Raw genomic sequence first — 21843 nt, 5'->3', positions numbered from 1 at the left:
CTTGAAGCGAATTTTTCACGTCTATTCCTTTTTTAAGATTATTGTCGTGCTAGTTTTTTCGTTGAAATATCTATTTGCTATCTCTTTTAAAAGCTTGGCATCTATCTTATCTATATTTTTTTCAAGCTCGTAAAGTGGCTTTATATCGCCTCTAGCAAGGTATGAGCCATATAAATTTGCCACCTTGCTCGCGCTCTCAAATGAGTAGATAAAATCAGTTTTTATCAAATTTTTAACTCTTAAAACACCATCTTTATCGATTGGCTTTCTTTTTAGATCATCTATGATCTTTAAAATTTCAGCCTCAACCGCGCTAGCCTCGACATCTGGGTTGCAAACTGCTAAAAATATAAATAAATTTTCATCAACGCAGCTCATATTGTAAGCATAAATTTGATTTACAAGCATTAGCTCATCGACTAAGCGTTGCTGCAAGATAGAACTTTTGCCAGTGGCTAAATACTCGCTTATCGCGTTTAGCCCCACTTGATCAGCATGTCTGAAGTCTGGGATCTTATAAGCGATAGCTAGCATTTGCGTTTGGCTATCTTTGTAGATGATAGCTCTTTTTGCGCCGTCTTGCTCAGGCTCTTTGCAGTGTAGTTTTGGTATGGCTCTTTTATTTTTTATGCTGCTAAAGTTTTTCTTAGCCAGCTTAAATGCCTCGTCCTTGCTGATGTCGCCACTTATCATCAAAATGGCGTTTTTTGGCTGATAATACGTAGCGTGAAATTCTTTTATATCAGCGATCTTCCAGTTTTCGATATCTTTTATGAAGCCTATTGGCGTCCAGTGGTATGAGTGGTAGATAAATGCGTGGTTGTAGAGCCTAAAGTAGAGGTATCCCATGGGGTTGTTGTCTGTTCGCCACCTGCGCTCTTCGTGCACCACCTCGCGCTCTGGCTGAAATTCTTTATCTTTTAGGCTTAAATTTTTCATAAGCTCAGCAAAAAGACCAAGCGTTTTGTCTAAATTTTCATTTGAGGCTTTTATGAAGTAGTGAGTGTAGTCAAAGCCCGTACTTGCGTTATTTACGCCGCCAAAACCCTTTACGATCTCATCAAACTCCCCAGCGCGTAAATTTTTGGTTGATTTGAAATTTAGATGCTCTAGCATGTGAGCGATGCCGCTTTTGCCCATCACTTCGTTTCTGGAGCCAACTTTATAAAAGACATCGACACTTATCACTTTTGAGCCAGGATTTACTGGCACGTGATAAATTTCAAGTCCGTTTTCTAGCTTAAATTTATTAAATTTTATCAATCTCTTGCCCTCTATTTTTTAACATTTGCGCCGACTGCTTCGCTGATAGAGGCAAAGCCATCTCTTTTTAAAAGCTCTAAAATTTCTAAATTTATATCTCTTGCGATCATCGGCCCTTTAAAGATAAAGCTTGTAAAAATTTGAACTAAATTTGCTCCCATTTTTATGCGCTCATAGGCCTCAGCACCGCTATCTATGCCGCCACACGCGATAAGCGTTGTCTTGCCATAAAGCTCATCAGCTACGGCTTTAAAAATATCTTTTGACTTTTTGGCGATCACCTTACCGCTTAGTCCGCCAAAATCCTTTAAATTTGACGAGTGAGAGAGCGAATAATCAACGCTTGTATTTGAAACAAGCACGCCACTAGCGCCGTTTTCTACCGCGCAGCTACAAAGTTTGATCGCATCTTCGTGGCTCATGTCAGGAGCTATCTTAAAGATGATCGGCTTTTTAGTAAGTGGCAAAATGACGCTAAAAAGCTCTTTTATGAAGCTCTCATCTTGAAGCGCTCTTAAATTTGGCGTGTTTGGCGATGAGACGTTTATGACAAATGTATCGCAAATTTCACTAAATTCTTTTACTAAAATTTCATAGTCTTTTATCGCATCTTCGTTTGGCGTAACCTTGTTTTTACCGATGTTTGCCCAGATCGGTATGGTGAAAGGATAGATCTTTTTTACTCTATTTTTGATAGCCTCACAGCCTTCGTTGTTAAAGCCCATCGCATTTTGGATGCTCTCTTCGTCTATGAGCCTAAAAAGCCTTGGTTTTGCGTTGCCAGGTTGTGGTTTTGGTGTAAATGTGCCAAATTCTAAGTGTCCAAATCCAAGAGCCGTTAGCGCTTCAAACATCGTGGCGTTTTTATCAAAGCCACCAGCTATGCCAACTGGGTTGTGGTAGGTGCTTGAGAATAAATTTTGTTTTAGCGCATTGTCATCGACCACGCATTTGTGCGCTAAAAAGCTTAGCGAGCCAGGGAATATTTTGTTTGCCCCAACCATCGCGACTTCAGCGATCTTGTGGGCGGTTTCAGGATCAAATTTAAAAAATATAGATTTTAAAGTATCGTAGTTTAAGCTCATTTTAACCTCTTTAAAATGCCTAAAATTTCTGCAAATCTTAGCAAAAATCGCCTTAAACTAAGGCTTTGCCCTTAAGCCTTGCATAAATTTCATTTCTCTTGCTAAGCTCCTCGTCGCTTCCACTATCAATGATCTTGCCATCACTCAAAACTGCGATCTTATCGGCATTTTCAACCGTGCTTAAGCGGTGAGCGATGACAAAGATGATCTTTTTGCTTCTTAGATTATTTATCGCTTTTGTGATCTCTTTCTCGCTCTCGTTATCAAGTGCTGAAGTAGCCTCGTCAAAGATGAGGATTTGTGGGTTTTGATAAAGCGCTCTAGCTATGGCGATGCGCTGTCTTTGACCGCCTGAGAGGTTGGTGCCAAATTCATTTAAGATAGTGTTTATGCCGTTATCTAGCTTGCTTACAAACTCATAGGCATTGGCTAGTTTTAGTGCGTTTATCACGGCATCTTCGTTAAATTCTCTGCCGTAAGCTACGTTTTTAGCAACTGTGTCGTTAAATATATAGACGCGCTGGGTTACAAGTCCGATATTTTGGCGAAGTGAGTGAATTTTGATATCTTTTAAATTTATGCCGTTTATCAAAATTTCTCCGCCATTTACATCGTAAAATCTCATAAGCAAATTCATAAGCGAGCTTTTTCCGCCACCACTTGAGCCAACAAGGGCTATAAATTCTGACTTATTTGCCTCTAAATTTATCCCTTTTAAGACCTCTTTGTCGCCGTAGCTTAGGCGGACACCCTTAAATTTGATCAAATTTATCTCTTCGTTTAGCTCTTTTTGGCCATCTTTTATCTGGCTTACTTTATCCATCAAGAAAAAGGTCCTCTCGCTTGCTGCGATGGCGTCTTGCATCTTATTATAGATATTTACGATGCGTTTTAGCGGGGTGTAGAGCATGAAAAGCGCTGTTAAAAATGAAAAGAATGCGCCCATATTTATATGCCCGTCGATGACGTCTTTGCCGCCTATGATGATGACCGCTGCCACGCCTATCGAGCCTATGGTCTCCATTAGCGGGCTTACTAGTTGCTCTATCTTGACGCTTTTTAAATTTAGCCTAAAAAATTTATTATTTTCATCAACAAAGCGTGAATGCTCGTATTCTTGTGCGTTATTTGCTTTGATGATCTCGATATTTGTAAAAATTTCACTAAGCGCAGAGGTGATGTCAGATGTTTTTTCTTGCGACTGCTTTGAAATTTTTTTCATCCTTTTTGCAAGGCGTGAGATCGGATAGATCGCTACTGGCATGACTACAAGGGCGAAAAATGCCAGCTTTGGACTTTGATAGACAACGACACAAAGAAGTCCTATAATGGTGACTGACTCTCTTGTTAGCTCAGGTATGATGCTTGAGACTATCGATCTTATGCGGTCGATGTCGTTTGTTGTTCTGCTGATTAGCTCGCCGGTTCTAAATTCATTGAAAAAATCCATATCTAAATTTAAAAGGTTTGCAACCATCTTTTCGCGAAATCTCCTAATCGTATCTTGTCCGATATATGCCGTAAAATAGGCCTGCATGAAGGTTCCGATGTTTTTTATCACATAAATCGCGATGATGGCGCAAGGCAAGATGTAGAGCAGCTTTTCGTTTTTCTCAACGAAAATTTTATTTAGCACAGGCTCTACCAGATAGGCACTTACCGCCGTTCCACCACTGGCAAGCCCCATGCCGATGATGGCAAAGATGAAGTGTGGGATATAGTCTTTAAAATATGGACCAAAGCGTTTTAGCACATCTTTTAAGCCAAAATTATTCATTATTTCTCTCCCAAACTGCGCCATTTGGCGTATCCATGATAGAGATATTCATCTTTGCTAGCTCATCTCTTATCTCATCAGCCCTTGCGAAATTTCTCTCTTTTTTAGCTACCGCGCGCTCATCAAGAAGCCTTTTTATCTGCTCTTTTTGCTCATCGCTTACACCAAACTGAAAATACTCCACATAGTTTGTGATAGCAATGCCTAAAATTTCGCCTATGAGCTCTAAATTTGCCACCACTTCAGCCTTGTATGCTTTATCTTTTGGATTATTATCAAGTCTTTCATTTGCCGTTTTTACAAACTCATCGACGCTTGCAAGCGCCTTTGAGGCGTTTAGATCATCGCTTAGTGCGTCAAGTAGCTCGCTTTTAAGGCTCTCATTTGCCATGCCAGCTTGCACGCCATCAACCCTTTTTTTGAGGCGATAAATTTTGTCAAGTCTCTTTTTTGAAGCTACTAGATCTTCATCTGAATAGTTAAAATGAGCTCTGTAATGGCTCGTAAGCAAATAATATCTAAGCACTTCTCCATGAACGTTTTTTAGGGCGTCTTTTACAAAAAAGCTGTTATTTAGGCTCTTGCTCATCTTTTCGTTATTTACCTTTATAAAGCCATTGTGCATCCAGTATTTGCTCAAATTTTTATGATAGGCACATCTGCACTGGCTTGCCTCGTTTTCGTGGTGTGGAAAGAGCAGATCGATGCCGCCAGCGTGGATGTCGATCTCAAATTTATCATTTTCTTTGTCGCTTAAAAACTCCCTTATCATCGCTACGCACTCGGTGTGCCAGCCAGGGCGACCCTTGCCAAATGGGCTCTCATACCATTTCTCGTCAAATTTCCAAAGCACAAAGTCTTTTTCATCTCTTTTCTCGCAAAAACATACTACGCGTGCGATTAGATCGGTGTTGTTATCCTTGCCGCTAATGCTAAAATAGCCACTATCCTTGCTCGTATCAAAGTAAATTCCTTCACTCGTCTTATACGCCACACCTCTATCCATAAGCACCTTGATGTAGCTAATGATCGCCTCCAAGCACTGCGTAGCCTTTGGCTTAAAGTCTGGATCAAGCACGTTTAAAGCGCCCATGTCGCTCTCGTAGTGCGCTATATATTTGTTTGTGATCTCCTCTAGGCTTTGACCAGTTTGCGCCATTTTATTTAAAATTTTATCGTCGATGTCGGTATAGTTTCTTGCAAATTTGACCTTGTAGCCAAGCGCTTTTAAGACCCTTCTTAAAAGATCAAAGCTAACGGCTGACTTTGCATGCCCCAAATGCGCGTCGTCATAGACCGTTGGACCGCATAGATAGATGCTTACCTCGCCATCTTTAATAGGGCTAAACTCAACCTTTTCTCTTTTAGAAGTATTAAAAATTCGCATTAAATATATCCTTTAAAAATATTAAACCAAAATAGAGCAAAACCGCCAAAATAGCGATGGCAGCTATAAATTTAGGCTCGATTATAGCTAAAAATCGCTTAGCTCCAAAGGCTCTAATGTATAAAATAAGCTGCAAAAATCCCCCGAGCGAGCTTGCAAATGCAAGGCCAGCAGCTCCAAATTTCTGCATCAAAATGACTGCCAGGATCAAATTTATCACAAGGCAGATGATAGAAATTTTAGCTGCCTCTTTTTGCTTCATATTTGCGTAGAGCCAAAGTGAGAAAATTTTAGCTAGTCCAAATGGCGTAAGCCCCACCAAATAGGCACTTAGCACCTTGGCGCACTCAAGCGTGTTTGCCCTTACGAAATTCCCTCTCTCAAACAAGAGCCAGATGATAAACTCACTTAGCACTACGCCTGTGATCGTGGCTGCAAGTAGGGCGCAAAGAAGCAAGTAAAAGCTCTTTTTTGTCCAAACTAGGGCGTTTGCCTCATCTTTTTGTTTTAAAAGTCTAGTGATCTTTGGAAAGAGTGCCTGAGATAGCGCAATCGCAAAGATGGCAAGTGGGAGCTGAAAAATTCTATTTGCATAAAAGAGATAGCTTATCGAGCCGCTTACTAAAAAGCTAGCTAGCCAAGTATCCATAAATGCGCTTATCTGCATAGCACTTGAGCCAAGTAAGCCGTGATAAAAATTTATAAAAAAGCCTTTGCTCTGCGCTCTTTTGCCCTTAAAATATCCGCTTAGACCGCCCCAAAAAATTTTATTTAAGGCGTTAAATTTCATAGCGATTAGATGCACCAAAACCTGCAAAATGCCGCCTGCAACGACACCAAAGCTAAGATAAAGTGCGACCACGCTCTCGCTCTTGCCACGAGCCAAAAGTAGCGAAGCGATCATGGCTAAATTTAGTAGCGCAGTAGAAAATGCAGTCGTTGCAAAGTGCCCTTTATACTGAAGCAGCGCACCCATGAAAGTGACGATATAAACAAGAGCTAGATAGTAGAAATTTATACGCACAAGTGGCACTGCGTCTGTGATATTTTGCTCGCTCAAGCCGCTTGCGATGATCTTTATAAAGTATGGCGTAAATAAATTTACAAGAAGCGTCAAAACACCTATAAAAAGTAGAAATTTGATGAAAATTTCAGCTTGAAAGATCGCTTTTTTCTTGCTATTTACAAAATTTGGCAAAAATGCCTGCGTAAAAGCCCCTTCGCCAAAGATGCGGCGAAATAAATTTGGTATCTTAAAAGCTATAAAAAAGAGGTCGCTAAATATGCCAGCACCAAGGATAGAGGCCGTTAAAAGGTCTCTTATAAGTCCTAAAATCCTTGAAGTCATGATGCCAACTGAGTTTGAAAAAAAGCCTTTTATAAACATCGCCCACCTAGTAAATTTAAAAACGCAATAGTAACAAAAGATGCTTTAAAGCTTACATAACCCAAATTTAATAAAGTTTTAGAGATAATAAGAGCCAAAATTTTATGTGAAATGGATCAAATTTGAGCGAGAACGTGCAAGAAAACGAGAGATTTTTACCGCCAACGCAAATTCAAACTTCAACACCTTATCTATCGCTTAAAGAGCTAAGCAAACAATATAGCGTGCCGGTAGAATTTATAGATTTTAAACTCTCAAATATCTTAACCTACTACAAAAATAAAGACAACGTCGAGCCAGTTTATGTTCCTGAAGAAAATTTAAGCTTTTTTGATGACAACACATTTTATCTCGACGAGACGCTAGAGATCGAGCAGGTCTATGACGTGGAGTTTTTTGACGTTAGGCTAAATGCCACGCCAAAGCTACCAAAGATCGACATCGGCGTAAATTCAACCATCACAAAGGTCATCGCAAAGGTTAGAGCGAGCAAAGAGTGTGAATACGAGCAGCACTACGAAGATAAGCTTTATGAATACATCGCAAAGCAGCTCATGAAGGCTCAAATTTTAATAGGCATAAGGATCGGCAAGCTAAAAGAGGAGCTAAAGCAAATCGCCTCGATAATCCACGTAAAAGGCGAGCTTGACAAGGACTACACGCTAAATTTAACCCAGGGCATCAACCCTAAAAAAGCGATCGACGCAAAGATCATATACTATTATAAAGATAAGCTTGATGGGTTAAAAGACGAGGATAAGGTTGATTACGCTGATAGGGGCTTTGTCTTTGGCGTGGCAAAAGATGAAGTGATAATGGAGGAGAAAAAGTCACACGAGGGCGCAAATGGACGCGATGTAAGAGGTAAGCTTATAGAGGTTGCAAAGCCAAAAGAAGAGAGCGAAAAAGAGATAAGCATAAGCGAAAATATCGAGCGCGTAGAAAACGACGAAAGCGTGAAATATATCGCTAAAAAAGCAGGCTACGTGGTCGAGAAAAACGGCTCTTTTGACATAGAAGAGCGCATAGAGATAAATGAAGCAAATTTTAAAACAACTGGCTCTATCCAAGCAGGCACCGACACAAACGTCACATTAGTAGTTCGTGAGACTGATACGATCAAAGATGCTATCGGCACTGGCATCATCGTGGAGGCTGATGAGATCGAGGTAAAAGGAAACGTCGGTGCAAACGCGATGGTCAAGGCAAATGATGTAAATATCGGCGGTCAAACTCACCAAAAGGCTAAAATTTACGCCAAACACGCCAAAATTTCTATCCACATCGGCAAGGTAGAGGCTGAAAGCGTCGAGATAGATAGGCTTGAAGGTGGCACTGTCATAGCAAAAAGAGTAAAAATTAATAGCGTAGTTGGTGGCTCGATAACGGCTCAAAATATCCAGATAGACACGCTTGGCTCAAACTGCACCATCACAGCCTCACATCTAATCGACGTTAGATATCTAAGAGGCACTGATAATAAATTTATAATTGACGCCAGCAAGATGCCTGAGAGTGCGGAGGCTACGCAAGACCAGCTAAGCAAGATCGAAAGCACCAAGTCTGAGCTAGCTACGCTTCTAAAAAACATAGAGAGCAAGAAAAATGTCATCAACGAGAACAAAGACTCGATCTACACTATAAAAGCTAAGATCGAAGAGCTCTCAAAGGCAAAGGTGATACCCCCAGTTACATTTATGAAAAAGCTAAAAGAGTATCAAGGGCTAGTTAATGAATATAACACCTTGCTTAGGATATTTAAAGAGAAAAAGGAGCTTTTGGCTGATCTAAAAGATGAGCTTGAGATCATGCAAAATGGCATTTTTTCAGCCAAAGTGATAAACAGAGGCAACTGGATCGAGCTAAATGAGATAAGATTTGTCATCGTCGATCCTCCGCAAAATGTCACCTACGTCTCAAAACAAAACGAGACCGCTCACGTCATCACGCTAGATAAATTTGATAACGGTGGCGAGGTCGAATACAAGATCAAAAAGTCAAACAAACTCGAAGACTACGCGGATATAAATTTCATGGAACAAAAGGTTAAATGATGATAAAAGCAATCGAAGGCGTCGTTACAAAAAAAGAGCCTGCATTTGCCATACTTAAGACAAATAGCGGCGTAAGTTATGGAATTTTCATCTCGCTTTTTTGCTCAGCAAAACTTAGCAAAGGCGAAAAAACCGAGCTTGCTATAACGCAGATCATAAGAGAGGACGCAAATTTACTCTACGGCTTTTTAGATGCAAACGAGCAAAAGATGTTTGAGATGCTTATCAAGCTAAATGGCATAGGCGCTAGCACAGCGATGGCGGTTTGCTCAAGCCTTAGCTCGCAAGCATTTACAAACGCCATAATAAGCGGCGACGCAGACACCTTTAAAAGCGTACCAGGCATCGGACCAAAGACAGCTAGGCGAATAATAGCCGAGCTAAGTGACGCTAAACTTATAAGCGACGAGAGCGTGCCAAGCTACCAAAATGAGGCGCTTTTGGCACTTGAGGCGCTTGGCTTTAAGCGTGAGAAGATAGTGAAAATTTTGCCTGAATGTAAGAGTGAAAACACGAGCGATCTTATAAAAGAGGCACTTAAAAAACTAGGATAAGGATAAAAAAGATGAATTTAGGCGTGATATTTGGGGCAAAGAGTTTTGAGCATGAGATAAGCATAGTAAGCGCGATAGTTTTAAAAAACGTCCTAAAACAGGAGCTAAAATTTATATTTTGCGATACAAATAGGGACTTTTACTTGATCGAGCAAAAAGATATGAGGGCAAATTTCTTTAGCTCTGGCAAATACAAAAACTCAAAGAAGCTATCTTTAGCAAAAGGTGGCTTTTATGCGCACTCGCTTTTTGGCGCAAACAAAGTTGAATGTGACGTCGTTATAAATTTGATCCACGGCATGGACGGCGAAGATGGCAAGATAGCGGCACTTTTTGACTTTTACGGAGTCAAATACATAGGTCCAAGACTTGAAGCAAGCGCGCTTAGCTACAACAAAGAGCTTACTAAATTTCTAGCGCAAAAAGCTGGCGTAAAGGCGCTTGATTACGAGATGCTAACTCGTCAAAGTGAGCCAAAATTTCACTATCCTATTATATTAAAGCCAGCAAGGCTAGGCAGCAGCATCGGCGTGAGCGTCGTGCATGATGATAGCGAGCTTGCCTACGCAAAAGACATGGCGTTTGAATTTGACAAAGATGTTTTGGTAGAGCCCTTTATAAAAGGCGTCAAAGAGTACAACTTAGCTGGCTGCAAGATCGATGGAAAGATAAAATTTTCTATCGTCGAAGAGCCAAAAAAGAAAGAATTTTTAGACTACGAGCAAAAATATCTTAGTTTTTCAAATGAAAACAAGGTAAAAGAGGCGGAAATTTCTGAAGAGCTAAAGCAAAAGCTTAAATTTAACTTTTCTAAAATTTATGATTGTGGATTTGACGGAGCGATCATTAGATGCGACTTTTTCGTGATAGATGACGAGGTTTATCTAAACGAGATCAATCCAAACCCAGGCAGCCTTGCAAACTATCTATTTGAGGACTTTGAGAGCACGCTAAATGCCCTTGCAAACTCACTCCCAAAAGAGCGTGAGATAAAGATTGATTATAAATTTATAAACTCGATCACTTCGGTAAAAGGTAGCGGCAAGCTCTAGTATTTAGCGATATATAAAGTAGTTTGTGATATTTTACATAAAATTTTACATAAAGAGCGACAATGGTAACTTTTACAAAAGATGAAATTTATACAGCAACCGAGGTGGTTAGAAATTTTAGCTCAGTGCTTTCTCGTGTGGGAGCTAGCGAGCTAAAGCGCGCTGTCATCGTTAAAAACAATAAATTTGAAGCAGTCCTTTTAAATATGGAGGAGTACGAGCGCCTTTGCGAGGCAGTAAGCGTGCTTGAGAGCATTTACGCTGCTAAAAAGAGAGAAAACGATGGCGAGTAGGGCGGTAAAATACGACTCAGACGAGTACGAGATCAGCTACGAAGTAGTAAATCCAAAATGCAAAAAGGTAGTGCTTTTCTTGCACGGCTGGGGCGCAAACAAAGAGATAATGAAAAAGGCTTTTGGGCACTATTTAAGCGAGTTTTGTCACCTCTATATCGATATGCCAGGCTTTGGTAAAAGCTCCATTTTTAAGCCTTTAAAAACAAGTGACTACGCAAAAATCGTTGCAAATTTCTGTGACGAGCTACAAATAAAACCAGACATCATCGCAGGACATAGCTTTGGCGGCAAGGTCGCAACACTTCTAAAACCGCCATATCTAGTGCTTTTAAGCTCTGCTGGTATAGTCGTCAAAAAGCCATTTATCGTGCGAGCAAAGATAGCGATATTTAAAATTTTAAAGATATTTGGCTTTGGTAAATTTTACAAACTCTTTGCCACAAAAGATGTGAGCGGCATGAGCAGAGTGATGTATGAAACCCTAAAAAACGTCGTTGATGATGATTTTACAAAGCATTTTGCTGACTTTGGCGGCAGGGCTTTTATATTTTGGGGAGAAAATGACAAGGCAACGCCTGTAACAAGCGGCGAGAGCATAGATAGGCTTATCAAAAATAGCTCATTTTTCCCGCTTAGTGGCGATCACTTTTTCTTTTTGCTCCACGCTAAATTTATAAGTGACGAGATAGAAAAAGGGATAAATTTTGAGCCAAATGAAGCAAAAAATGTCGTGCTAGATGACGATGAGAGCGGGATCGAGGAGATAAGATGAGTATATTTTTAAGCATAAGCACAGTTTTATTTATCTTTGCGCTTGCTTTTTATGTGATCACTTGCTTTCAGTGGTTTTCATATAGGCCTGAGCGCGTGCTCTTTCACTTCACAAAGCCCGCTTGGCACGTCTTTTTCTTCATCGTGCCTTTGGTGCTATTTTACACGACTGGCAAGTGGTTTTTTATCTACTTTTACTTTGCGCTTTTGCCAGCTCTTTATCTTTGGCATAAAAAGCTTGATAAAAAGCTAGTCTTTACTGGCAGGATCAAGCACTTTTTTGCCATCCTTGTTTGCGCTATCATCTTAAACTACGCTTTAAATTTCATCATCCACAAGGCGTTTTTGGCTCCTATGCCACTTTTTGTCTTGGTCGTGAGCCTATTTTTTAGTGAAATTTTAGAAAAGATCAAATTTCAAGGCTTTAAAAACAGGGCGCTTAAAAAACTTGGCGCAAACAAAGAGCTAAATATCATTTTAATCACCGCAAGCTACGGCAAAACGAGCATCAAAAATTTTCTCTTTGAAATTTTAAAAGATAGCTTTGTCTGCTACAAAACGCCTCGCAGCGTAAATACAATGGCTGGCATCATCAAAGATATAAACGAAAATTTAAGCGAGCAAACGCAAATTTACATCGCAGAAGCAGGCGCTAGGCTAAAGGGCGACATCCTAGAGATCACTAAATTTCTAAATCCACAAATCGTAATCGTTGGCGAGATCGGCGCGCAACACATTGAGTACTTTAAAACGCTTGATAACATCCGCGCGACAAAGCTCGAGGCGCTTCAAAGCGCTCGCTTGCAAATGGCATTTTTACATAGCTCGACAAAAAAAGAGCCAAGCCAAAATTTAGAAATTTACGATGAGAACCTAAAAGATATAAACGCAAATTTAGATGGAATTTCATTTACGCTTGATGGCAAAAACTACGCCTCGCCGCTACTTGGCAAATTTAACGCTACAAATTTAGCCGTTTGCATAAAGGTGGCAAGATACCTAAAAATGAGCGATGAAGCGATAGACAGTGCGCTATCTAAGATGAAAAACGTCGAGCACCGTCTAAGCAAGATCGAGGCTGGTGGCAAGCTGATAATCGATGATAGCTTCAATGGAAATTTCTCAGGCATGAGCGCAAGCTACGAGCTAGTAAGCACCTACGCTGGTAGAAAAGTGCTGCTAACACCTGGCATCGTTGAGAGCGATGCCGAGCAAAATGCAAATTTAGCCAAGGTGATAAATGAAATTTTTGATCTCGTCATCATCACAAGCTCGCTAAACGCCCAAACTCTGCTAAAACACATCGTAAAGCCAAAGATCATCATCCTAAAGGACAAGAACAAAATGCAAGAAATTTTAGCCCAAAACACGCATGCTGGCGATCTTATACTATTTTCAAACGACGCACCGAGTTTTATATGAAAAAGATAGTTTTTTTAGCTCTAATCTTAAGCTTAGCCTCGGGCTTTGACATCGATGACTATGACAGGGGCAATGAGGCTAGAAGCGCCGGAGACTACGCAACTGCGTATGAAATTTTTTACGATGGTTGCGAGCAAAAAGATGTGCTTTCGTGCGAAGCTTTAGGCGATATGTTTGTAAATGAAGAGATAAACGAGCAGATGGATAGTGATCTAAAAAAGCACTCAAATATCGAGCTTGGCGTGAGTTATTTTATGAAAAGCTGCGACCTTGGCTATCAAAACGCCTGCGATGACATCATAAGCCTAAAGGACGATCTAAACATCACTCTGCCTTCTGGCGTCTACGAAAACGCAAAGGCCAGATATGATGAGCTTTTTGAAGAGTTTAAAGAGCAAGAGGCAAATAAAACGGTAGAAGATGAAGAGCCAAAGGCTAAAAAGTAGTCAAATTTGACTTTGCAAGCAAGCCAAATTTCTCATCAAATTTCAAAATTAAAACCCTAGTATTTTGCTACCTTTATGAAGGTGGCTCATTTAAAAGAGTTGTAAAGACAAGCCGTATCTTGCGTTATAAAACTACGCACTTTTTATATAAGCAGGGTTAAATTTATACCGCGAGGCAAAGTAGTTTTTGGGCTTGCTTCGCCTGTGGATTTTAAAATTTTTCTAAATTTTGCTTTCCCACGGCGCTACTGGTTATGATAACGCCAAAAATGCCAACCATAAAGCTATTTACTCCGATTAGTCTAATGGCATTTTGCAGATCTTTGGTAGTGGTGTTTGTAACTGCGTCAAGTGTCGCACCGGCTATGACTATAAAAAGGACGGTGTGGGCTAGAAAAATGGCTAGTTTTAGCGCTCCAAGCCAAATTTGCCTCGTCATAAAATTGAGAGTGTATAGGCGTTTGCCTTTGGATTGCTTGGGCTTTAAGCCAAATTTGTCCCGTCATAAAGTGGTTTATGTCAAGCGCAGCAAAGATGAAGTTACCCACCCAAAAGACTAATATAGATGACTTTAAATTTAAGATAGCTATCCACCAGCTTATCAAGCTTTTTAGCATCAAATTTCTAGCATTTTTGAGAGAAGCAAAGTCCCTTGGCAACTTGCTTTGCAATAAAATGATAAATTTGAGTTTTTTCGCTATTAATGCATAAAATTTGATTTAAATTTACTCATTTGCCAAGTCCTCAGCCACTTTTGCAGCGAGTTTTAGCTTGTTGCTATCAAAGTGTGTGTAAATTCGTGAGGTATTTAAGCTTGCATGCCCAAGAGCTTCTTGCACTAGTACAAGGTCTTTTTGTTTTTTATAAAGCATAGTTGCAAATGTGTGGCGTAGCATGTGAGCGCCGTTTTTCTCTTTTCTGATGCCAGCTTTAAATAAAATTTGCTCCACGATACGGCTAACATAAGCTTGCGTGAGCCTCGTGCCTTTTTTGTTTATAAAAAGATAGCCCTCTTTGTTTATGTAGTTTATGGCGATTGCGTTTAGATGAGCTTCGATTAGGTGGCGCTTTATCATTACTATGCGGTATTTGTTGCCTTTGCCACGGATCCTAATGATAAAAAGATCGCCATCTTCGGTGATATCTTTTCTCTTTAAATTTAGCGCCTCGCTCACACGAATTCCAGTAAAGATAATGACCTTGATGATGAGCTTATTGCGGTTTGAGTTTTGCTTAAAGTCGCTCTGCTCGATCGCATCAAGAAATTTCTTGACCTCCTCTTCGCCCATAAACTCAGGCAGCTTTTGCCCTTTGTTGCCACTAACGCCGCCCCAGTTTTTTAAATTTATATCAAAAACATGGGCCTTGCCGTCTTCTTCATTTTGCTTGTCTAAAAAGGCAAAGAAATTTATCACTGAAATTCTGTAGTTTTTCTTGCTCGCATCACTTAGTCCGCCAGTTGTGCTTGCTAAAATTTCACTTAACAGCTCTTCATCTATCTGCTTTAGACTGCTAAGCTCATAAAATTTCATCGTCTCATATATCTTTTTAAGCGGATTAAAGTAGGTATTTATGCCAGTTAGCCCCGCATTTCTAGCGCTTTTTACCAGCCCATCAAGCTGCTCTATGTTTTTTATCTCACGACTTAGGGCGAAATTTACACTTGCAAGCGCCTTTGGGTCTCTTAGCTCCTTGTTTGAAAGTGAGCTAAGTTTAAATTTGACATAGCGAGTTAGCCAAAATATAAATGAGTTTTCAAAACTATCTTTGCAGTCAAGCGGAAATTTCATACTTAAAGCGTTCTCTCTTTTATCACTCTGGCTGTCTCTATGGCGATCTCAAGCTCTTCGTTGGTTGGTATGATGAGCGTTTTTATTTTAGCGCCTTCTTCATCTATGCACCTCTCGCCTCGCTCGTTTGAGAAATTTAGCTCGTGGTTGACGTGGATGCCAAGATGTTTTAGATCATCACAAATTTTTTGCCTTGTATTTGGCGCATTTTCGCCGATGCCACCGGTAAAGATGAGCGCATCAACACGCCCTAAAATGGCGTAGTATGAGCCGATATACTTTTTCACTCGGTAGCAAAACATATCAAATGCAAGCTTTGCGCGCTCGTCGTTTTGCATCTTAGCTACGACCTCTCTCATGTCGCTTGAGCCACAAATTCCAAAAAGTCCGCTCTTTTTATTTAAGAAGTTATCGATCTCGTTCCACTTTAAAACGCCGATATTTAGTAGGTATATGACTACGGCCGGGTCCATATCGCCGCTTCTTGTGCCCATTATGAGACCTTCAAGCGGACTAAGACCCATCGAGGTGTCGATGCTTTTGCCATTTTGCACAGCACAAGCTGAGGCGCCGTTGCCTAAGTGAAGCGAGATGGCGTTAAATTTATCAAACTCAATGCCAAGCATTTTGGCTGCTTGCTTACAGACATATCTGTGCGATGTGCCGTGAAAGCCGTATTTTCTGATGTGATGAGCCTTGCAAACGTCGTAGGGTAGGGCGTAGCGGTAGGCGTACTCTGGCATGCTTTGATGAAAAACCGTATCAAAAACGACCACATGAGGGACATTTTTGCTCTCTTTCATCGCATTTTTGATGCCAGCAAGGTGCCCTGGGTTGTGAAGTGGGGCAAGTGGGCTTATCTCCTCGATCTTTTTAATGACGCTCTCATCAACGATCATCGAGCTAAAAAAGCTCTCTCCGCCATGCACTATCCTGTGTCCGATGCCGTCAAGCTCGCTTAGATCGTGCAGCGTATGCGAGGTGGTAAAGAGCTCGTTCATCGCCTCAAGTCCGTCGTGGTGGTCTTTTATGAAGCGTTTTATCTCATAAACTTCGCCATTTGCCTTTAACACCGCCCTTGAGCTGGAGCTACCGATTTGCTCGACTAGACCGCTTGCTAGGCTCGTTTTTGTCTGCATATCAAAAAGTTGAAATTTTATCGAGCTGCTACCTGAGTTTAAAACTAAAATTCTCATATCACTCTCCTGCTTGTATCGCGCTTATTAAGATGGTATTTACGACGTCCTCGACGAGGCAGCCGCGGCTTAGGTCATTTACTGGCTTTTTTAGCCCTTGAAGTATCGGACCCACAGCTAGGGCATTTGCGCTTCGCTGAACTGCCTTGTAGCAGATGTTTCCGCAGTTTAAATTTGGAAATATAAATACATTTGCCTGCCCAGCGACATCTGAATTTGGCATCTTTTTGCTAGCCACGCTTAGATCAACTGCCGCGTCAAACTGAATTGGCGCAGCTATTTTTAAATTTGCATCAAGCTCGCTTGCTTTTTTGGCAGCCTCTTTTACAAACTCCACGTCAGCCCCGCTGCCACTATCAGCTGTTGAGTAGCTTAGCATGGCGATCTTTGGGCTAAGTCCAAAGGCACTTGCTGTTTGAGCGCTACTTAGTGTGATGCTAGCTAGCTCGTCTGTGCTTGGGTTTGGCGTGACGGCGCAGTCTGCAAAGAGTAAAATTTCCTCTTCAAGCGCCATGAAAAATGCCCCGCTTACCACACTTACATTTGGCTTTGTTTTTATGATCTGAAGGGCTGGGCGGATCGTATCAGCCGTGCTCATCGTAGCGCCACTTACCAAAGCATCAGCTATGCCTTCATGTATTAGCATCGTGGCAAAGTAAATTTTATCTTTTGCAAGCGCATTTGCCTTGGCTTCATCCACGCCTTTATGCTTTCTAAGCTCATAAATTTTCTTTGCAAATTCATCTGTTAGCTCATTTTGTGCTGGGTTTAGCACCTTTGCTTTGCTTAAATTTAGCCCCAAAGTGGCTGCCTTTTTTGAAATTTCGCTCTTAAGTCCTAGCAAGATGATATTTGCCGCACCTTTTTCTAGCACGATGTGAGCTGCTTTTAAAATTCTTTCATCATCACTTTCAGGCAAAACGACTGTCTTGTTTGCCGCTTTGGCTCTTTTTAGAAGCAAGCTTTGAAATTTAAATGGCGTGATGATCTCGGCTTGGTAGCTTAAAATTTCATCAAATTTATCAGTTATTAGAAGCTTTGAGTTTAAATTTAGCGCCCTTAGCTCGCTTGCGTTTTCGTCAAAAACAGGCGCGTTTAAATTTCTAGCTAGCTTTAAATTTAGTTCGCTCTTGCCAAAGACGCTAAAGCCCTCACAGCCAACGACTATGACGAAGTCGCTTCTCTCCTTTAGCTCTTCAAATTTATCTATAAATTTTAAAAAAAACTCCTTTTCATTTAAATTTATTAGATTTTTTTTGTCATTTTCTTTTGGAGTTATCTTAAAGATCTCAACTTTTTTGAATTTTGTAGCTATAATTTCCTGCAAATATGCTAGATTTTTGTCTGAAAAAATGTAACAACTTTTCATTTGTGACCTTTTTGGGAACTTAAATTGCTTAATCTTAGCACAAAGATACTTATTTTAAGGCATTTTATGAACTATAAAAAGATTTGGCTCGTCACATTTGCGGGCATTTTTTACACAGGTTGCACCCCAAGTGCAGATCCTCACATCAATATGAAACCTCCAGTTTATGTCGAGCAACTCCCTTCAAAAGATAGTGGCAGCGGTCAAAGCAACGCCGGCAGCCTCTTTGGCAAGGGCGAAAATCCGCTATTTTCAGACAGAAAGGCGATGAATGTAAATGACATCGTAACCATCGTCATCTCAGAAAATGCAAGTCAAATTTCAAGCGGCAGCAAAAGCACCAACAAAGATAGCACCATTTCGCTTGGCGGAGGCGTTTTCACAGCTGGAGCTGCGCCGCTTTCAACCGTGGCTGATAATCTAAACAAATACGGCGACATCGGCTTTAAAGCAGGTGGTGGCAATAAATTTACAGGTAGTGGCACTAGCAACAGAAGCGAGAAATTTACCGCGACCATCTCAGCTAGGATCATCAAGATCCTAAACAACGGCAACTACTTCATCGAGGGCAGCCGCGAGCTACTTATAAATGGCGAAAAGCAGATCATGCAAGTAAGTGGCGTCATCAGACCTTACGACATCTCGCAAAACAACGAAATCGACTCAAAATACATAGCTGATGCCAAAATTTTGTATAAAACTGAGGGCGAGCTAGACAAATCAACCAAAAAACCTTGGGGTACAAGACTTATGGAGGCTATCTGGCCATTTTAATGTAAATTTAAAAGCCTAAATTTAACCCGTTTAGGCTTTTGTAATTTTTACCTTAAATTTCACTCTTCTTAAAAATACTAAATTATTTTTAAAATTATTAAAAATTTAATTGATATTTACTTTCAGAAAAACAGAATTTTTGCCATATCATTTCTCAAAATAGGATAAATTCTCACAAAATATTATTTTTTAGCATATTTTAAGATTATTGATATCAAGGCATTTAAAATTTTATTTTAAAATTTATTTAAATATAATTATTAATAGAATAAAATAATATTTGTCTTTTTTAAAAAAGATAAGATACAAAATAAACAAATTTCAAATGAAGGAGCTTATATGAATAATGACTTGCGTCAAAAGATAAATAGACGCTTAAGCGAACTTAGTGCATTGCCTAAGATGAAAAATGACACTAGTATTGCGCAGCTTTTAAAAGATAAGGGCTTTACTAGGCGTGATTTTATGAAGTGGGCTGGTGCGATGACAGCTTTTATGGCATTGCCAAGTGCGATGACACCGATGGTTGCTCGTGCTGCTGAGCTAAGTGATAGGCTCCCTGTGATATGGCTTCACATGGCAGAATGCACTGGCTGTAGCGAGGGCTTGCTAAGAACTGACGCTCCAAGCATAGATAGCCTTATATTTGACTACATAAGCCTTGAATACCACGAAACTATCATGGCAGCTGCTGGCTGGCAGGCTGAAGAAAATTTAGAGCATGCGATAGAAAAATATAAAGGCAGATACATCTTGCTAGTTGAAGGTGGCGTTCCAACTGGAGCTACTGAGCACTTTTTAACAGTCGGACCTCATGGCACAAGCGGCAAAACTCACGCCGTAAATGCCTCTGCTAACGCGGCTGCTATCTTTGCCATTGGCACCTGTTCTAGCTTTGGCGGTATCCAAGCAGCTAAGCCAAATCCAACAAATTCAGTCGGCCTTTCAAAGGTGACTGATAAGCCAGTCATAAACGTGCCAGGCTGTCCTCCAAGCGAGAAGAACATCGTTGGCAACGTGCTTCACTACTTACTATTTGGCACTTTGCCTGCACTTGATGTTTATAACAGACCAAAATGGGCTTATGGCTTAAGAATTCACGATCTTTGTGAAAGACGTGGTCACTTTGATGCAGGCGAGTTTGTCCAAAGCTTTGGCGACGAAGGTGCAAAAAATGGCTACTGCTTATACAAAGTAGGTTGCAAAGGTCCATATACATTTAACAACTGCTCACGCGAGAGATTTAATCAACACACATCATGGCCAGTTCAAGCAGGTCACGGCTGTATAGGCTGCTCAGAGCCAGACTTCTGGGATACGATGGGGCCGTTTGAAGAGCCGATGGCTGATAGGCTATTTGACACTGTTTTGGGGCTTGGCGCTGATAATGTAAGTGATAAGATCGGCATTGGAATTTTAGCACTTGCTGGTGTTGGCATAGCGGCTCACGCTGCACTAGCTTGCATGAGTAAAGATAAAGAATAAGGCAAAAAAATGAGTGAAAAAAGAATAGTAATAGACCCTATAACACGTATCGAAGGGCACTTAAGAATAGAAGTCGTAGTTGATGAAAACAACGTTGTCAAAGAGGCTTACTCTGGCTCAACTCTTTGGAGAGGCTTAGAGCAGATAGTAAAAAACAGAGACCCAAGAGATGCTGGCTTTTTCATGCAAAGAATTTGCGGTGTTTGCACATACTCGCACTACCGAGCAGGCATAGTCGCAGTTGAGGACGCCCTTGGCATCAAGCCTCCGCTAAATGCAGAGCTAACTAGAACGCTCATGAACGCAGCTTTATATCTTCACGACCACATCGTGCACTTTTATCAGCTCCACGGCATGGACTGGGCGGATGTCGTCTCTGCGCTAAGTGCTGATGTACATAAAGCTAGCGAGGAGGCGTTTAAATACACAAGCACGCCATTTGCCACGGGAGCAGATAAGCTAAAAGAGGTAAAAGAGAGGGTTGAAGCCTTTGTTAAAAAGGGCAACCTTGGACCATTTGCCAACGCATACTGGGGACATAGCACATATAAATTTACTCCAGAGCAAAATTTAATCGTCCTCTCTCACTACCTTGAGTGCCTTAGGATCCAAAGAACAGCAGCTCAGATGATGGCTATCTTTGGCGCGAAAAACCCACACCCACAAAGCCTAACAGTTGGCGGCGTGACCTGCGTGATGGATCTTATGGACCCAGCTAGAATGGGCGAATATATGAGCAAATTTGCTGAGATCAAAGAATTTGTAGATAGAGCTTACTATCCAGATATTTTGATGGCGGCTAAGGCTTATGCAAACGAGCCAAGCGTTTTAAACGACGTTGGCGTATCAAATTTATTCTGCTACGATGAGTTTTTGATCGGCAAAAATGACCATCTATTTAAAGGTGGCATTATTTTAAATGGTGATATTAGCAAGGTCTATGATATCGACGAAAATAAAATTACAGAAGAGGCTACAAGATCTTGGTATAAAAATGACAAAGCGCTTCACCCTTATGACGGCGAGACAGAGGCAAACTACACAGGCCTTGTTGATGGCGAGAGCATAGACGGCGAGGGCAAGCTAGCTCACAGCAAGCTTTTTGACACAAAGGGTAAATATAGCTGGATCAAAGCACCAAGATATGATGGCTTGCCTATGCAAGTGGGTCCAATAGCAAGCATCGTCATAAACTACGCTAAAGGCAACGAGAGAGTTAAAAAGATAGTTGATGAGTTCTTGTCAAAGAGTGGCTTGCCACTAAGTGCAGTCTTTTCAACTCTAGGCAGAACCGCTGCTCGTATGCTTGAGGCAAAAGTGGTCGCGGAGCACACAATGGACGCATTTAATGCCTTGATCGAAAATTTAAAGACAGATCAAGAGACTTGCACAAAATATGTAATAGATAACAAAAAAGAATATAAAGGAAATTTTCAAGGTAACGCTCCAAGAGGTGCGCTTAGCCACTGGTGCCGTATAAAAGATGGCGTCATCTCAAACTGGCAAGCAGTCGTGCCAAGCACATGGAACGCCTCTCCAAAAGACGCCAAAGGTCAAATGGGAAGTTACGAGGCGTGCTTAGTTGGTTTAAAGATCGCCGATCTTTCAAAACCACTCGAGATAATACGAAAAATTCACTCTTACGATCCTTGCATCGCGTGTGCCGTGCATGTTATGGATACGAAGGGAAATGATTTGAGTACTTATAAGATAAATCCAAATTTGTAAGGAGAAA

20 protein-coding genes are annotated in these 21843 nt (G+C 40.8%); 11 read left to right on the top strand and 9 right to left on the bottom strand.

Going from position 1 to position 21843, the window contains the following annotated elements; all coding sequences use genetic code 11:
- Window positions 1-21 precede the first annotated feature (21 nt).
- The 5 genes from G6W43_RS03155 to murJ are packed head-to-tail and all read right to left on the bottom strand — an operon-like array spanning window position 22 to window position 6899.
- On the bottom strand, window positions 22-1263 hold the full coding sequence (locus G6W43_RS03155) for a M16 family metallopeptidase (protein ID WP_103644871.1): 1242 nt from the start codon (window positions 1261-1263) through the stop codon (window positions 22-24).
- A gap of 11 nt (window positions 1264-1274) precedes the next feature.
- A complete protein-coding gene (locus G6W43_RS03150; protein WP_194169124.1) occupies window positions 1275-2348 on the bottom strand; it encodes a quinone-dependent dihydroorotate dehydrogenase in 1074 nt (357 codons plus the stop codon).
- Between the two features lie 52 nt (window positions 2349-2400).
- On the bottom strand, window positions 2401-4125 hold the full coding sequence (locus tag G6W43_RS03145) for an ABC transporter ATP-binding protein (protein WP_103617735.1): 1725 nt from the start codon (window positions 4123-4125) through the stop codon (window positions 2401-2403).
- Window positions 4118-5512, bottom strand: coding sequence for a cysteine--tRNA ligase (gene cysS, locus G6W43_RS03140; protein WP_103617734.1), 1395 nt, complete (start codon window positions 5510-5512; stop codon window positions 4118-4120). The genes G6W43_RS03145 and cysS overlap by 8 nt, the downstream gene beginning before the upstream one ends.
- A complete protein-coding gene (murJ, locus tag G6W43_RS03135; protein ID WP_103617733.1) occupies window positions 5499-6899 on the bottom strand; it encodes a murein biosynthesis integral membrane protein MurJ in 1401 nt (466 codons plus the stop codon). Before murJ ends, cysS begins: the two co-directional genes overlap by 14 nt.
- Window positions 6900-7021: 122 nt before the next feature.
- Here murJ and G6W43_RS03130 point away from each other — a divergent pair, with 122 nt between their 5' ends.
- From G6W43_RS03130 to G6W43_RS03100, 7 genes are all read left to right on the top strand, one after another.
- Window positions 7022-8953 carry a flagellar assembly protein A gene (locus G6W43_RS03130; protein ID WP_194169123.1) on the top strand — a complete coding sequence of 644 codons (1932 nt, stop codon included), beginning with the start codon at window positions 7022-7024 and terminating at the stop codon, window positions 8951-8953.
- Window positions 8953-9507 carry a Holliday junction branch migration protein RuvA gene (ruvA, locus tag G6W43_RS03125; RefSeq protein WP_194169122.1) on the top strand — a complete coding sequence of 185 codons (555 nt, stop codon included), beginning with the start codon at window positions 8953-8955 and terminating at the stop codon, window positions 9505-9507. Before G6W43_RS03130 ends, ruvA begins: the two co-directional genes overlap by 1 nt.
- An 11-nt stretch (window positions 9508-9518) precedes the next feature.
- Complete coding sequence (locus G6W43_RS03120; RefSeq protein WP_193798050.1) at window positions 9519-10559, top strand: D-alanine--D-alanine ligase; 1041 nt, start codon at window positions 9519-9521, stop codon at window positions 10557-10559.
- A 62-nt stretch (window positions 10560-10621) separates the two neighbouring features.
- Complete coding sequence (locus G6W43_RS03115) at window positions 10622-10852, top strand: type II toxin-antitoxin system Phd/YefM family antitoxin (RefSeq protein WP_002942153.1); 231 nt, start codon at window positions 10622-10624, stop codon at window positions 10850-10852.
- The gene (locus G6W43_RS03110) at window positions 10842-11627 is read left to right on the top strand and encodes an alpha/beta fold hydrolase (protein ID WP_194169121.1); all 786 of its coding nucleotides are present in this window, start codon (window positions 10842-10844) and stop codon (window positions 11625-11627) included. The genes G6W43_RS03115 and G6W43_RS03110 overlap by 11 nt, the downstream gene beginning before the upstream one ends.
- Window positions 11624-13048 (top strand): UDP-N-acetylmuramoyl-tripeptide--D-alanyl-D-alanine ligase, encoded by a 1425-nt coding sequence (locus G6W43_RS03105; protein ID WP_194169120.1) that lies wholly within the window; start codon window positions 11624-11626, stop codon window positions 13046-13048. Before G6W43_RS03110 ends, G6W43_RS03105 begins: the two co-directional genes overlap by 4 nt.
- Entirely contained in the window at window positions 13045-13494 is a 450-nt protein-coding gene (locus G6W43_RS03100) for a hypothetical protein (protein WP_194169119.1), read from the top strand. The genes G6W43_RS03105 and G6W43_RS03100 overlap by 4 nt, the downstream gene beginning before the upstream one ends.
- Before the next feature lie 211 nt (window positions 13495-13705).
- Here G6W43_RS03100 and G6W43_RS03095 read toward each other — a convergent pair whose 3' ends face one another.
- Window positions 13706-13933: a hypothetical protein gene (locus tag G6W43_RS03095; protein WP_103617727.1), complete on the bottom strand. Its 228-nt coding sequence runs from the start codon at window positions 13931-13933 to the stop codon at window positions 13706-13708.
- Window positions 13934-14010: 77 nt separating this feature from the next.
- On the opposite strand from G6W43_RS03095, the gene G6W43_RS03090 reads away from it, so the two are divergent.
- Window positions 14011-14205, top strand: coding sequence for a hypothetical protein (locus G6W43_RS03090; protein WP_103617726.1), 195 nt, complete (start codon window positions 14011-14013; stop codon window positions 14203-14205).
- Between the two features lie 14 nt (window positions 14206-14219).
- Here G6W43_RS03090 and G6W43_RS03085 read toward each other — a convergent pair whose 3' ends face one another.
- From G6W43_RS03085 to pta, 3 genes are read right to left on the bottom strand one after another with little or no spacing between them, the layout of a single operon-like run.
- Complete coding sequence (locus tag G6W43_RS03085; RefSeq protein ID WP_194169118.1) at window positions 14220-15284, bottom strand: tyrosine-type recombinase/integrase; 1065 nt, start codon at window positions 15282-15284, stop codon at window positions 14220-14222.
- A gap of 2 nt (window positions 15285-15286) precedes the next feature.
- Complete coding sequence (locus G6W43_RS03080) at window positions 15287-16480, bottom strand: acetate kinase (protein ID WP_194169117.1); 1194 nt, start codon at window positions 16478-16480, stop codon at window positions 15287-15289.
- 1 nt (window position 16481) lies between these two features.
- Window positions 16482-17849, bottom strand: coding sequence for a phosphate acetyltransferase (pta, locus tag G6W43_RS03075; RefSeq protein WP_103598965.1), 1368 nt, complete (start codon window positions 17847-17849; stop codon window positions 16482-16484).
- A 66-nt stretch (window positions 17850-17915) separates the two neighbouring features.
- Here pta and flgH point away from each other — a divergent pair, with 66 nt between their 5' ends.
- The 3 genes from flgH to G6W43_RS03060 all read left to right on the top strand — a co-directional run bounded on the left by flgH (window position 17916) and on the right by G6W43_RS03060 (window position 21836).
- A complete protein-coding gene (flgH, locus tag G6W43_RS03070; RefSeq protein ID WP_002940928.1) occupies window positions 17916-18623 on the top strand; it encodes a flagellar basal body L-ring protein FlgH in 708 nt (235 codons plus the stop codon).
- Between the two features lie 339 nt (window positions 18624-18962).
- On the top strand, window positions 18963-20108 hold the full coding sequence (locus G6W43_RS03065) for a hydrogenase small subunit (RefSeq protein ID WP_021085837.1): 1146 nt from the start codon (window positions 18963-18965) through the stop codon (window positions 20106-20108).
- Window positions 20109-20117: 9 nt separating this feature from the next.
- Window positions 20118-21836 carry a nickel-dependent hydrogenase large subunit gene (locus G6W43_RS03060; protein WP_103617219.1) on the top strand — a complete coding sequence of 573 codons (1719 nt, stop codon included), beginning with the start codon at window positions 20118-20120 and terminating at the stop codon, window positions 21834-21836.
- Window positions 21837-21843: the final 7 nt, after the last annotated feature.

The organism is Campylobacter concisus (assembly GCF_015229965.1).
Classification (GTDB): domain Bacteria; phylum Campylobacterota; class Campylobacteria; order Campylobacterales; family Campylobacteraceae; genus Campylobacter_A; species Campylobacter_A concisus_BD.
Note: the sequence above shows the minus strand (reverse complement) of the source record. Positions and strands in the feature narration are given on the sequence as shown.

Coding starts and splice junctions, on each gene's coding strand:
- G6W43_RS03150 (WP_194169124.1), bottom strand. CDS start 2,348: ATGAGCTTAAACTACGATACTTTAAAATCTATATTTTTTAAATTTGAT.
- G6W43_RS03145 (WP_103617735.1), bottom strand. CDS start 4,125: ATGAATAATTTTGGCTTAAAAGATGTGCTAAAACGCTTTGGTCCATAT.
- cysS (WP_103617734.1), bottom strand. CDS start 5,512: ATGCGAATTTTTAATACTTCTAAAAGAGAAAAGGTTGAGTTTAGCCCT.
- murJ (WP_103617733.1), bottom strand. CDS start 6,899: ATGTTTATAAAAGGCTTTTTTTCAAACTCAGTTGGCATCATGACTTCA.
- ruvA (WP_194169122.1), top strand. CDS start 8,953: ATGATAAAAGCAATCGAAGGCGTCGTTACAAAAAAAGAGCCTGCATTT.
- G6W43_RS03120 (WP_193798050.1), top strand. CDS start 9,519: ATGAATTTAGGCGTGATATTTGGGGCAAAGAGTTTTGAGCATGAGATA.
- G6W43_RS03115 (WP_002942153.1), top strand. CDS start 10,622: ATGGTAACTTTTACAAAAGATGAAATTTATACAGCAACCGAGGTGGTT.
- G6W43_RS03110 (WP_194169121.1), top strand. CDS start 10,842: ATGGCGAGTAGGGCGGTAAAATACGACTCAGACGAGTACGAGATCAGC.
- G6W43_RS03105 (WP_194169120.1), top strand. CDS start 11,624: ATGAGTATATTTTTAAGCATAAGCACAGTTTTATTTATCTTTGCGCTT.
- G6W43_RS03100 (WP_194169119.1), top strand. CDS start 13,045: ATGAAAAAGATAGTTTTTTTAGCTCTAATCTTAAGCTTAGCCTCGGGC.
- G6W43_RS03095 (WP_103617727.1), bottom strand. CDS start 13,933: ATGACGAGGCAAATTTGGCTTGGAGCGCTAAAACTAGCCATTTTTCTA.
- G6W43_RS03090 (WP_103617726.1), top strand. CDS start 14,011: ATGTCAAGCGCAGCAAAGATGAAGTTACCCACCCAAAAGACTAATATA.
- G6W43_RS03085 (WP_194169118.1), bottom strand. CDS start 15,284: ATGAAATTTCCGCTTGACTGCAAAGATAGTTTTGAAAACTCATTTATA.
- G6W43_RS03080 (WP_194169117.1), bottom strand. CDS start 16,480: ATGAGAATTTTAGTTTTAAACTCAGGTAGCAGCTCGATAAAATTTCAA.
- pta (WP_103598965.1), bottom strand. CDS start 17,849: ATGAAAAGTTGTTACATTTTTTCAGACAAAAATCTAGCATATTTGCAG.
- flgH (WP_002940928.1), top strand. CDS start 17,916: ATGAACTATAAAAAGATTTGGCTCGTCACATTTGCGGGCATTTTTTAC.
- G6W43_RS03065 (WP_021085837.1), top strand. CDS start 18,963: ATGAATAATGACTTGCGTCAAAAGATAAATAGACGCTTAAGCGAACTT.
- G6W43_RS03060 (WP_103617219.1), top strand. CDS start 20,118: ATGAGTGAAAAAAGAATAGTAATAGACCCTATAACACGTATCGAAGGG.